Source organism: Citrobacter sp. CK206 (assembly GCF_030333125.1).
GTDB lineage: Bacteria > Pseudomonadota > Gammaproteobacteria > Enterobacterales > Enterobacteriaceae > Citrobacter_B > Citrobacter_B koseri.
The window spans coordinates 17,071-29,468 of sequence record NZ_JAOWGM010000030.1 but is presented as its reverse complement, the minus strand read 5'-3'; the positions used below and the strand labels follow the sequence as shown (position 1 = coordinate 29,468).

General features: G+C 54.6%; 11 protein-coding genes. 6 read left to right on the top strand and 5 right to left on the bottom strand.

Annotation, left to right across the window (positions count from 1 at the left end):
- Positions 1-163: 163 nt before the first annotated feature.
- From fruA to fruB, 3 genes are read right to left on the bottom strand one after another with little or no spacing between them, the layout of a single operon-like run.
- The gene (gene fruA / locus OGX81_RS17385) at positions 164-1,855 is read right to left on the bottom strand and encodes a PTS fructose transporter subunit IIBC (protein ID WP_104868440.1); all 1,692 of its coding nucleotides are present in this window, start codon (positions 1,853-1,855) and stop codon (positions 164-166) included.
- 16 nt (positions 1,856-1,871) lie between these two features.
- Positions 1,872-2,810: a 1-phosphofructokinase gene (gene fruK / locus OGX81_RS17380; RefSeq protein WP_012131592.1), complete on the bottom strand. Its 939-nt coding sequence runs from the start codon at positions 2,808-2,810 to the stop codon at positions 1,872-1,874.
- A complete protein-coding gene (fruB, locus tag OGX81_RS17375) occupies positions 2,810-3,940 on the bottom strand; it encodes a fused PTS fructose transporter subunit IIA/HPr protein (protein ID WP_104868439.1) in 1,131 nt (376 codons plus the stop codon). The genes fruK and fruB overlap by 1 nt, the downstream gene beginning before the upstream one ends.
- A 369-nt stretch (positions 3,941-4,309) precedes the next feature.
- Between fruB and setB the strand changes: the two genes are divergently transcribed.
- On the top strand, positions 4,310-5,491 hold the full coding sequence (gene setB / locus OGX81_RS17370; protein WP_047462472.1) for a sugar efflux transporter SetB: 1,182 nt from the start codon (positions 4,310-4,312) through the stop codon (positions 5,489-5,491).
- On the opposite strand, the gene OGX81_RS17365 is transcribed toward setB, so the two are convergent.
- Positions 5,488-5,742, bottom strand: a complete 255-nt coding sequence (locus tag OGX81_RS17365; protein ID WP_024130170.1) for a YkgJ family cysteine cluster protein — start codon at positions 5,740-5,742, stop codon at positions 5,488-5,490. The genes setB and OGX81_RS17365 overlap by 4 nt on opposite strands.
- Before the next feature lie 171 nt (positions 5,743-5,913).
- Here OGX81_RS17365 and yeiP point away from each other — a divergent pair, with 171 nt between their 5' ends.
- Positions 5,914-6,486, top strand: a complete 573-nt coding sequence (gene yeiP / locus OGX81_RS17360) for an elongation factor P-like protein YeiP (RefSeq protein WP_012131588.1) — start codon at positions 5,914-5,916, stop codon at positions 6,484-6,486.
- 67 nt (positions 6,487-6,553) lie between these two features.
- Here the strand turns inward: yeiP and uxuA are convergent, their stop codons facing one another.
- Positions 6,554-7,744 carry a mannonate dehydratase gene (uxuA, locus tag OGX81_RS17355; RefSeq protein ID WP_012131587.1) on the bottom strand — a complete coding sequence of 397 codons (1,191 nt, stop codon included), beginning with the start codon at positions 7,742-7,744 and terminating at the stop codon, positions 6,554-6,556.
- Between the two features lie 204 nt (positions 7,745-7,948).
- On the opposite strand from uxuA, the gene OGX81_RS17350 reads away from it, so the two are divergent.
- The 4 genes from OGX81_RS17350 (at position 7,949) to mepS (ending at position 12,252) form a co-directional block, all read left to right on the top strand.
- The gene (locus tag OGX81_RS17350) at positions 7,949-9,415 is read left to right on the top strand and encodes a mannitol dehydrogenase family protein (protein WP_104868438.1); all 1,467 of its coding nucleotides are present in this window, start codon (positions 7,949-7,951) and stop codon (positions 9,413-9,415) included.
- 119 nt (positions 9,416-9,534) lie between these two features.
- Positions 9,535-10,521 carry a CobW family GTP-binding protein gene (locus OGX81_RS17345; RefSeq protein WP_104868437.1) on the top strand — a complete coding sequence of 329 codons (987 nt, stop codon included), beginning with the start codon at positions 9,535-9,537 and terminating at the stop codon, positions 10,519-10,521.
- A 28-nt stretch (positions 10,522-10,549) separates the two neighbouring features.
- Positions 10,550-11,269, top strand: coding sequence for a phosphatase PAP2 family protein (locus OGX81_RS17340; RefSeq protein ID WP_047462461.1), 720 nt, complete (start codon positions 10,550-10,552; stop codon positions 11,267-11,269).
- A 413-nt stretch (positions 11,270-11,682) separates the two neighbouring features.
- Positions 11,683-12,252, top strand: coding sequence for a bifunctional murein DD-endopeptidase/murein LD-carboxypeptidase (gene mepS, locus OGX81_RS17335; RefSeq protein WP_012131581.1), 570 nt, complete (start codon positions 11,683-11,685; stop codon positions 12,250-12,252).
- Positions 12,253-12,398: the final 146 nt, after the last annotated feature.

Sequence of the window (12,398 nt, the reverse complement as noted above, 5' to 3'; positions counted from 1 at the left end):
TTTGCAAGGGAGGAAAAAGTTGCGAGCCAGGACACAAAATGGGGGGGATAAAAAAGGCAGAAAAATGCCGGATGACGACGCTAATGCGTTTTATCCGGCCTACAGGATCGGTATCCGTAGGCCGGATAAGGCGCTCACGCCACCATCCGGCACAAGGTTTACATTATGCCGCTTTCGCGATAACTTCAGCTTCCGGGCGTTTCAGGAACGCATAGGCCAGACCGGCAACCAGCGTACCCGCAACAATCGCCAGCAGATAGCCCAGCACCGGTGTAATCGCGCCAGGAATCAGCAGCACAAACAGACCGCCGTGCGGCGCCATCAGTTTCGCGCCAACCCACATTGAGATTGCGCCTGTCAGCGCGCCGCCGACGATACAGCATGGCAGGACACGCATCGGGTCACGCGCCGCAAACGGGATCGCGCCTTCGGTAATGAAGCACAGCCCCAGCACCAGCGCGGCTTTGCCCCCTTCCTGCTGCGCCTTGTCGAACTTACGACGCGCAACCAGAGTTGCCAGCCCAAGAGCCAGCGGAGGAACCATGCCTGCCGCCATAATCGCCGCCATCGGCGCATAAGTCTGGGTACTCAGCAGACCAACACCGAACGCATACGCCGCTTTGTTAACCGGGCCGCCCATATCAGTACACATCATACCGCCGAGGATCGCGCCCAGCAGTACCGCATTCGCCGTCCCCATCGTTTGCAGCCAGTGAGTCAGCCCTTCCAGAATGCCGGCAACCGGTTTACCGATAAGGTAAATCATCGCCAGACCGACAATCAGACTGGAAATCAGTGGAATGATCAGGATCGGTTTCAGCGCTTCCATACTCTGCGGAAGTTTTAGTTTAGTGCTGATAAGTTTCGCGACATAACCGGCCAGGAAGCCCGCGATAATACCGCCGATAAAGCCAGATCCGGTGCTCACCGCCAGCATACCGCCGATAAGACCCGGCGTCAGGCCTGGACGATCCGCAATGGAAAACGCGATATATCCCGCCAGCACTGGCACCATTAGCGCGAAGGCGGAACCGCCGCCGATCTGCATCAGCGCCGCAGCCAGCGTACCTTCTTCTTTAAACGCCTCAATACCAAACGCAAAGGAGAGCGCGATACACAACCCACCCGCAACCACCATTGGCAGCATGTAGGAAACGCCCGTCAGCAGATGGCGATATGCGCCAGCGCTCTCTTTTTTCCCTTCTGTCGCAGCGGCCTGCGCTTTGCCCGTAGGCGCATACGGCGTCGCTTCCGCTACGGCTTTGTCCAGTTCCTGCGCGGTTTTCTTCAGCGCCAGGCCGGTTGACGTGCGGTACATCGGTTTTCCGGCAAACTTCGCCAGATCCACTTCGATATCAGCCGCCACGATCACCAGATCCGCTTCCGCAACCTCTTCCGGCGTGATGGCATTGCCTGCGCCCACGGAGCCACGGGTTTCGACCTTCACCCACCAGCCACGTTTTTTCGCTTCGGTTTCAATCGCTTCAGCCGCCATAAAGGTATGCGCAACGCCTGTCGGACACGCCGTCACCGCCACGACGCGTTTCGGGCCGCTGGCCGCTACCGGGGCGGCAACCGCTGTCGGCGCGCTGTATGGCGTCGCGTGTCCTTTCGCTTCATTGAGGAACAGTTCCGGGTGCGCCACGGCACGGGCAATATCGCCCAGCCAGACTTTCTTACCGTTCAGCGCGCTGTCGTTCGGCACAGCGTCAGCCAACACAATGGCCAACTCTGCGTCATTCGGATTGTCGATAATTTCCAGATTTGCTTTATGTGCCGCCGCGCCGAGCAGGGTCTTCGCCATGTAAGCGCGAGCCTGGCCGAGATTGGCGTCAATAATCAGCAGCGTTTTCATTATGCCTCTCCTGCTGTCAGTTAAACGGTTTTAAGTCGACGCGCGCCATCATTGCGGCCAACTGAGGACGATCGGTAATGCCCACATTGCTCTGGCTTACCGCAAGCGCGGCAACGGCTGTCGCCAGACGCAACGTATGTTCACTGGATTCACGCATCAGCAGGCCGTAAATCAGACCGCCAACCATAGAATCCCCTGCACCTACGGTACTCACCACATCAACGGACGGTGGCTTCGCGATCCACTCGCCGGATGCGTTCACCCACAGCGCCCCTTCCGCACCGAGAGAGATCACCACATGCGCAATACCTTGCTCACGCAGGGCGTGCGCCGCGTCGATCACATCTTTCATTTCCGGCAGCTTACGGCCTGCCCAGATTTCTAATTCACGACGGTTCGGTTTCACCAGCCACGGCGCCGCTTTCAGACCCGCCACCAACGCTTCACGACTACTATCAAAGATAATGCATGGGCACTGGCTACGCAGACGCGTCATCCAGTCGGTAAACGCTTCCGGGCTGACGCCTGTCGGCAAGCTGCCGCTGACGCAGACCATATCGAACTGACCCAGCCAGCTCAGCGAATCGTTCACAAAACGTTCCCAGTCAGCCGGAGTCACGTCAAAACCGGAGAAGTTAAAGTCGGTCACTTCACCGTCTTTTTCCGTCAGCTTAACGTTGATGCGGGTACGCCCCTGCACCACCTGAAAACGGTTGGCAATGCCCAGCTCGCTGAACAACTGCTGGAAACCGTCCTGGTTGTCTTTACCCAGGAAACCGCCAACCGTGACATCAATACCTAAATCTTTCAGAACTCTGGCAACGTTGATGCCTTTACCCGCCGCATGCAGACCCGTGGTTTTCACCAGGTTCACTTCGCCGCGTTCAATCTCCGGGCAGAAACCGACCAGGTCGTATGCCGGATTAAGGGTGATAGTAGCAACACGTCTGCTCATTACGCGCCCTCCCCAAGACCAGCGGCAATGGCGTCGCCAATCGCTTTCAGCGCCTGTTCAGCATCTTCGCCCTGCGCCGTAAAGCGCAGGCGATGGCCTTTCTTCACGCCTAACGCCACCACTTTCATCAAACTGCGTCCATTTGCCGGTTTTCCGGTTCCATCAAGGTTTGCCACGGTAATTTCGCTATTAAATTGTTTAATGGTATTCACCAGCATGGTGCCCGGACGGGCGTGTAAGCCATGCTCATTGCGCACGACAAATTCGGCGCTCAGCACGTCGTCAGTCAATGCTTCATCACTGGTCAGCAGCGCCAGCACGGTGGCGGCATCCGCTTTCAGCAAACGGTCAGCTTTATTGTTCAGCAGCAGATCGCCAAGGCGCTTCAGCACGGCGACGGGCTGATCGTCATTCATCGCGACAGTCACCAGCAGCGCAGCCGCTTCGCCCTCTACGTCAAACGCCGTAGCCGCACGGCTCACAGCGATAGCGCTGCGCAGGTTGCCGTCCGCGCTGTCGTTCAGCCAGATGCCCTGGCCGAGATTCATCGGCTGTTCATTGATGGTTCTGGCGACAAACGCGGCATCCACAGTGCCTGCTTCTTTCAGGCGCGCGGCGTTCAGCGCCTGTAGCGTCACCAGGTCGCTGGCCGTCACATCCAGCGTCAGGGTGTCGTTATCCAGCTTCAGCTGTTCGCTCTGCTTTTCACCCATCAGCAACGCGCGCAGTTCTTCTGCCGTCGTGGCGGATTTCAACTGTTCAGCCACAGCGTCATCGCTTAATACGTGCGTCAGCTGACGCAGCAACCCAAGATGCTCATCGGAGCTGGCGGCAATACCAATCGCCACATAGGCCACTTGCCCTTCGCCCCAGGTTACGCCCTGCGGAAACTGGAACACCTGCACGCCGGTTTTCAGCACCTGATCGCGCGTGTCGGTCGTTCCGTGCGGAATGGCGATACCGTTGCCAAGGAAAGTGGATGTCTGTTGCTCACGCGCCAGCATGCCGTCGACGTAGCCGTCTGCGACGTTGCCCGCCTGCACTAACGCAGCGGCAACCTGGCGAATGGCCTCTTCTTTGTTTCCGGCCTGTTCGCCCGGATGAATGTCCTGAACCGATAACTGGAACATAGTTCTCCTCTCCTGCTGAACTTGAAACGATTCAGCTAACATGAGAAAAAAGGCGCTAATCTGACTTGTAATCAAAAACAAAATAGCGCTGAAACGTTTCAAGAAGTCTTGCGCTTTCTGCTTCAGCACGCAAGTAAAGTCGTAAAATTGATGACAGAATTTAGAGATAAAGCACACTTTTCATTCAGGAAGGTAATAAATGCTGAAATGAATTGCCCGTAAAACGATCTGTTTCAGCACCGTCAGCATCTTCCCTTCATAGACTGAAATGCTATTTTGATTTTTTGTGGCGATTTTGATTTGGGCACCTGTTTATTTCCTGACGAGCAGCGTAAACTCCGCGTCTCTTCACACCACTGATACAGAAACATGCATAACACCCCCGTTGCCGCCACACCAAAAACGTTTGATTTGACGTCTTCGGCATTCCTGCTCGTCGCATTTCTGACGGGTATCGCCGGTGCGTTACAGACGCCGACGCTCAGTCTTTTTCTGACGGATGAGGTACACGCTCGTCCGGGGATGGTTGGCTTCTTTTTTACCGGCAGCGCCGTTATCGGCATTCTGGTGAGCCAGTTTCTGGCCGGGCGCTCCGACAAAAAAGGCGATCGCAAAAGCCTGATCGTTTTTTGCTGTGTGCTGGGCATGTTAGCCTGCGTGCTGTTTGCCTGGAACCGCAACTATTTTATTTTGCTGTTCGTCGGCGTTTTCCTGAGTAGTTTTGGTTCGACCGCGAACCCGCAAATGTTCGCCCTTGCCCGCGAACATGCCGATCGCACCGGTCGCGAAGCCGTGATGTTCAGCTCGATATTGCGCGCCCAGGTTTCGCTGGCGTGGGTGATCGGGCCGCCGCTGGCCTATGCGCTGGCGATGGGGTTCAGCTTTACCGTGATGTACCTGAGCGCGGCGGCGGCGTTTGTCGTCTGTGGCGTAATGGTCTGGCTGTTTTTACCGTCAATGCGTAAAGATGCACCGCTTGCTGCCGGAACCCTTGAAGCGCCGCGCCGTAATCGCCGCGATACGCTGCTGCTTTTTGTTATCTGCACATTAATGTGGGGAACCAACAGCCTCTATATCATTAATATGCCGCTGTTTATCATTAACGAACTGCATCTGCCGGAAAAACTTGCCGGCGTCATGATGGGGACTGCCGCCGGGCTGGAAATTCCCACCATGTTGATTGCAGGCTATTTTGCTAAACGGCTGGGGAAACGTCTGCTGATGCGGATCGCCATCGTGGCGGGGTTCTGCTTTTACGCGGGTATGCTGCTGGCGCACTCGCCTGTCGTTCTGCTCGGCTTGCAGTTGCTGAACGCAATTTACATCGGCATTCTCGGCGGCATCGGGATGCTCTATTTTCAGGATCTGATGCCCGGCCAGGCGGGTTCAGCAACCACGCTGTATACCAATACCATCCGCGTAGGCTGGATTATCGCCGGATCGCTGGCGGGGATTGCGGCGGAAATCTGGAATTACCACGCCGTATTCTGGTTTGCGCTGGTGATGGCCCTCGCGACGATGGTTTGTCTGGCACGCATTAAAGACGTTTAAGGCGCCGTGAGCGTTTCCAGTTCAATGAGGTAGATCATTGCCTGTGCCCTTGTCTGACCGCACATATCGGCGCTGGGTTGCAGGCCTGCGCAGACCTTTGGACGCAGCGGCGAACCGAAGATCTTACAGCGTTGATGTTCATCAAGCTGGACGCACGGCGTGTTTGCGGGTTTACCGTCAGGCATACCCGGAATGGGGCTGGAGATTGAAGGCGCGGTGCAACATGCTCCGCAATCCGGGCGGCATTCCATACAGTATTCTCTATTCGTAAGCCACCGGACTGAAAGTGGGCGAACAGTATACACAAAATCATCCGGGATGCACCGAGGCAGCAAGTGAATGTGAATTCCACTTGCCTGAATCGCCCGGCGCGAGTAGTTTGACGCGATATTTTAGACATTCTCTACAACAGGATTTTTTCGATGCCAAGAGCGAACGAAATTAAAAAAGGTATGGTACTGAACTACAACGGCAAACTGCTGATTGTAAAAGATATTGATATTCAGTCACCGACCGCCCGCGGTGCCGCGACGCTGTACAAAATGCGTTTTTCCGACGTCCGTACGGGTCTGAAAGTCGAAGAGCGTTTCAAAGGCGACGACATCGTTGATACCGTCACCCTGAGCCGCCGTGGCGTCGATTTCTCTTATATCGACGGCAACGAATATGTGTTCATGGATAAAGAAGACTATACCCCGTATACCTTCACCAAAGATCAGATTGAAGAAGAACTGCTGTTTATTCCTGAAGGCGGAATGCCGGATATGCAGGTGCTGACCTGGGACGGTCAGTTGCTGGCGCTCGAACTGCCGCAGACGGTTGATCTGGAAATCGTGGAAACCGCACCGGGCATTAAAGGCGCGTCAGCCAGCGCCCGCAACAAACCCGCAACGCTGAGCACCGGTCTGGTGATTCAGGTGCCGGAATACCTGAGCGCCGGTGAAAAAATCCGTATTCACATTGAAGAACGCCGCTACATGGGCCGCGCGGACTAAGCGCCCGTCGCCGACGCACCAACAAAAAAGGACAGCCAGGGCTGTCCTTTTTTATGACCAACAAGTGTTACAGCAAATCGCGGAACTGGGTCTTTTTCAGCGCCAGTTCAACGCCTCGAATTTCCGCCAGCCCTTTCAGACGACCAATAGCGGAGTAGCCGGGGTTGGTTTTCTTATGCAGATCGTCAAGCATCTGATGACCGTGATCCGGGCGCATTGGGATCGGACGCAGATCGCCTGCCAGCTTACGACGCTGTTCTTCCGTAAGAATTGCGGTAATCACCGCGACCATATCGACATCCCCTTGCAAATGCGCGCCTTCGTGGAAGGTTTTCGGGTTATCTTCACGGCAGGTTGAGCGTAAATGGGTAAAGTGAATGCGGTCGCCAAACGTCTCGATCATTTTCACCAGGTCGTTATCCGCGCGTACGCCGTACGAACCGGTACACATGGTGAACCCGTTGTTAATGCTGTCTACGGTTTCTTTCAGCCACTGCATATCTTCAATGGTAGAAACGATGCGCGGCAGGCCGAGGATGGGGCGCGGCGGATCGTCAGGATGCACCGCCAGGCGCACGCCGACTTCTTCTGCCACCGGCACAATCGCACGCAGGAACACCGCCATATTTTCGCGTAAATCCTCTTTGCTGATACCGTTATATTCCGCCAGACGCGCACGGAACTGATCCAGCGTATAACCCTCTTCAGCGCCAGGCAGCCCGGCGATAATATTCCGGGTCAGTTTTTCGATATCCGCAGCGCTCATGGCGTTGAAGTAGTCCAGCGCCTGGCGCTGTTCTTCTTCGCTGTAGTCCGCTTGCGCGCCGTCACGCTTCAGGATGTGCAGTTCGAAAGCCGCAAAGGCAATCTGATCGAAACGCAGCGCTCTGGAACCATCGGGCAACGGATATTCAAGGTCGGTACGCGTCCAGTCGAGAATCGGCATAAAGTTGTAGCACACGGTATCAATACCGCAGGCGGCCAGATTACGGATGCTTTGCTGATAGTTTGCAATCCAGGTCTGGTACTGCCCGGAGCGGGTTTTAATCTCTTCATGCACCGGAATACTTTCGACAACAGACCAGGTCAGCCCTTTCTCAGCCAGAATGGCCTGGCGCTTTTTAATCTCTTCAACCGGCCACACATCACCGTTCGGAATGTGGTGCAATGCCGTCACAACCCCCGTTGCGCCAGCCTGACGCACATCATCAAGCGATACCGGATCGTTAGGCCCGTACCAACGCCAGGTTTGTTCCATTGCTTCACCTCACAAGTTGTTATACCAAATTAGTTTACCTGAGTGATGACTACCATACAGGTATCGCGTAAATGGTCAACGCAGGGCGCATGATTGATTGATCCAGCTCACAATCCCCGGATAAATGCGGCATACCAATTCAATTTGGTGTCATATAACTTTACACTACCATTGTTAATTAATGGTTAATCAGGTGTGTTCTTAATGAAGACTATTGCCTCTGCCCCACTCCCGGAAGGCGTACTGACGCCCCGCTACGATCGACAACAACTACAAACCCGGATTGTGCACTTCGGTTTTGGCGCGTTTCACCGCGCCCATCAGGCATTATTGACCGACAGAGTGCTGAATGCGCAAGGCGGAGACTGGGGGATCTGCGAGATCAGCCTGTTCAGCGGCGATCGCCTGATGAGCCAGCTTCGCGAGCAGAATCACTTGTACACCGTGCTGGAAAAAGGCGCGAACGGCAATCAGGCGATTATCGTCGGCGCGGTCAAGGAGTGTCTGAACGCAAAGCTGGATTCGCTTGCCGCTATTATCGAAAAGTTTTGCGAGCCGCAGGTGGCGATAGTGTCACTCACTATCACCGAAAAAGGATATTGCATCGATCCGGCAACCGGTTCGCTCGACGTGTCAAACCCGCGCATTATTCACGATATGCAACACCCCACGGAGCCGCACTCGGCGCCGGGGATTCTTGTGGAGGCCCTGCATCGTCGGCGTGAGCGCGGGTTGTCGCCTTTCACGGTTCTCTCCTGCGATAACATCCCGGATAACGGCCATGTGGTTAAAAACGCCGTTCTGGGCATGGCGGAAAAACGCGCGGCGGAGCTGGCGGCGTGGATTCAGCAGCACGTCAGCTTCCCGGGAACGATGGTAGACAGAATCGTGCCTGCCGCCACAGAGGAGTCGCTGGACGAAATTACCCGCGAGCTGGGCGTCGCCGATCCCTGCGCCATCAGTTGTGAACCGTTTATACAGTGGGTCATTGAAGATAACTTTGTGGCAGGCCGCCCGCAGTGGGAAGTCGCTGGCGTGCAGATGGTTGATGACGTGCTGCCCTGGGAGCAAATGAAACTGCGCATGCTCAACGGCAGCCATTCGTTCCTTGCGTATCTCGGCTATCTGGCCGGGTTCCAGCACATCAGCGATTGTATGCAGGACAGCGCGTTTCGCGAGGCCGCTTACCGCCTGATGATGAATGAACAGGCGCCGACATTGCGCATCACCAACGTCGATTTATCCCGCTATGCCGCCAGCCTGATTGAACGCTTCGCCAATCCGGCGCTGAAGCACCGGACCTGGCAAATCGCGATGGATGGCAGCCAGAAATTACCGCAGCGGATGCTGGAAGGCATTCGCGAACATCTGACGCGTGGGAGTAACTGGCCGCTGCTGGCGCTGGGCGTCGCAGGCTGGATGCGCTACGTCAGCGGCGTGGACGACGCTGGTGCAACGATTGATATTCGGGACCCGCTCAGTGAAAAAATTCGCCTACTTGTTGAAAGCAGCAGTGACGCGGAGCGGGTTAGCGCGCTGCTGTCGTTGCAGGAGGTTTTCGGCACGGATCTCGTGAAAAATCCCCTGTTTGTGCAGGCCATTGAGCAAGCCTGGCGGCGCATTGCGCAACATGGCGCGCATCAGGCGGTCATTGATACGTTAAAAAATTAACAATTTCTGTCTTTCCAGCGGACGAAAAAATTCTTCGTCCGCTCTGCCCTTCTCTTTTTCGTTTTTTTTCGCCAGGATTAGCACGAGCCGTTACGGCATATCATTATTCTGGAGCAGACGTGACCAAAACCAACCTCATTACCGGCTTTCTCGGCAGTGGAAAAACAACCTCTATCCTTCATCTGTTAGCCAACAAAGATCCTGCGGAAAAATGGGCCGTGCTGGTCAACGAATTTGGCGAAGTGGGCATTGACGGCGCGCTGCTTGCGGACAGCGGCGCATTGCTGAAAGAGATCCCCGGTGGTTGCATGTGTTGCGTGAACGGATTACCAATGCAGGTGGGGCTAAATACCCTGCTGCGCCAGGGCAAGCCGGATCGCTTGCTGATCGAACCGACAGGACTTGGCCATCCGAAGCAGATCCTCGATTTGTTAACCGCGCCGGTTTACGAGCCGTGGATCGACCTGCGCGCTACGCTGTGCATCCTTGATCCGCGTTTACTGCTGGATGAAAAGAGCGTCGCCAACGAAAACTTCCGCGACCAGCTGGCTGCCGCCGATGTCATCGTCGCGAATAAAACCGATCGCGCTACGCCGGAAAGCGAAAGCGCCCTGCAAACCTGGTGGCAACAGTACGGCGACAATCGTCAACTGGTTCATGCCGACCACGGGCAAATCAACGGACAGCTGCTGGATTTACCGCGCCAGAATCTGGCGGAACTGCCCGCCAGCGCCGCCCACGCGCACCAGCATGCCGAAAGAAAAGGGCTCGCCGCGCTTAGCCTGCCGGCGCAACAGCGCTGGCGTCGCAGCCTGAACAGCGGCCAGGGGCATCAGGCCTGCGGCTGGATTTTTGATGCAGATACCGTGTTCGACACCATCGGCCTGCTCGAATGGGCGCGCCTCGCGCCGGTTGGACGAGTGAAAGGCGTTATGCGCATTAAGGAGGGGCTGGTGCGTATTAATCGTCAGGGTGACGATCTTCATATTGAGACCCAAAACGTCGCGCCGCCGGACAGCCGCATCGAACTCATCTCAGACAGTGAAACAGACTGGAATACATTACAGACCGCATTGTTGAAGCTTCGTTTAGCCGAGGACGCGTAAGGTTGCCTCCGTTTTACTGAATGGCGAGATGATAATGAAAACCCGGTATCCCCTCATACTGCTGATTAACGCTGCGGGTCTGGCGTTGTTTTTGTCGTGGTATATTCCAGTCAATCACGGATTCTGGTCTCCTCTCGACGCGAACATTTTCCACTTCTTTAACCAGAAGCTGGTTGAAAGCCGCGCATTTCTCTGGCTGGTGGCGATCACCAATAACCGGGCGTTTGATGGTTGCGCGCTGCTGGCGATGGGCTGCCTGATGCTGAGCTTCTGGTTAAAAGAGACCCCGGCGGGCCGTCGGCGTATTATCATCATCGGCCTGGTGATGCTTTTATCTGCGGTTGTGGTGAATCAGTTAGGTCAGGCGTTTATTCCGGTCAAACGCGCCAGCCCTACGCTGACGCTTGAAAATATTCACCGCGTCAGCGATCTCCTGCATATTCCCACCAAGGATGCGTCAAAAGACAGTTTCCCTGGCGATCACGGAATGATGCTGCTTATTTTTTCCGCATTTATGCTGCGTTATTTCGGAAAAGTCGCAGGTTTCATCGCCCTTATTATATTTGTGGTTTTTGCCTTTCCGCGCGTAATGATCGGCGCCCACTGGTTCACGGATATTGCGGTCGGTTCGCTGACAACGGTGCTGATTGGATTGCCCTGGCTGTTAATGACGTCGTTCAGCGATCGCGTGATACGGTTTTTCGATAATTATCTGCCCGGTAAAAACAAACAAAATTTAAACAAATAAATCACATCAATTAACATCGCCATCAGAGAGCGTTCTCACTCCTGATGGCGATCGTCGATTATTTCCCGCCCCGCCGTCATCTTCCTGTCATCTTCTTCCCGTTGAAAATGAACGCATTGCCTGTTATTCGCCTCATTTGCGTTTAATTTAGCCAATGCCACTAATTCACTTTCAGTATCATAATTTCTTATAAAAAATCCCGCCAAACTGCTCGCAATGGCAGCAACGATCGGGTAATCTTGAACTCGTTTTGCCTCGCTGGATAATTATTCTCTTTGCGAATAAATTTGTGCGTTCCGCCACAGATTTGACCTTAAAGAATTGTCTCATTGTGCGCAGGTAATTAGTCTCGTCACGTTTGGCATTTTTATAACGATATTTGTCGTTAAGGACTTCAAGGGAAAACAAACAACATGGTCAGGTCTCAACCGATTTTGAGATATATCCTGCGGGGAATTCCCGCGATTGCAGTGGCGGTTCTGCTTTCTGCATGTAGCACTACAAATACCGCAAAGAACGTGCATTCTGAGACGCATGCTGTGGGCAATGGAGATAACTCTTCACTGCAAGCCTCTCAGGATGAATTTGAAAATATGGTGCGTAACCTCGATGTTAAATCGCGGATTATGGATCAGTATGCTGACTGGAAAGGCGTGCGTTACCGCCTTGGCGGCAGCACCAAAAAAGGTGTCGATTGTTCCAGCTTTGTACAGCGTACATTCCGTGAACAATTTGGTTTAGAACTGCCTCGCTCAACCTATGAGCAGCAGGAAATGGGCAAATCCGTTTCGCGCAATAACCTGCGCACGGGCGATCTGGTTCTGTTCCGCGCCGGTTCGACGGGCCGTCATGTAGGCATCTACATCGGCAACAACCAGTTTGTTCATGCGTCTACCAGTAGCGGCGTTATTATTTCCAGCATGAACGAGCCTTACTGGAAAAAACGTTACAACGAAGGGCGCCGGGTTCTGAGCCGCAGTTAATTTTTCGTCTGACCGCTATCCCTTGGCAATCCTGACGAGACACATAAAAAGCACTGCTTCGGCGGTGCTTTTTTTGCGTTCTATCGCATCCCTGTAGAAAAGTATGACGATGCGGTTTAATCCAGGTTATAGTCTTTTAAATCAAG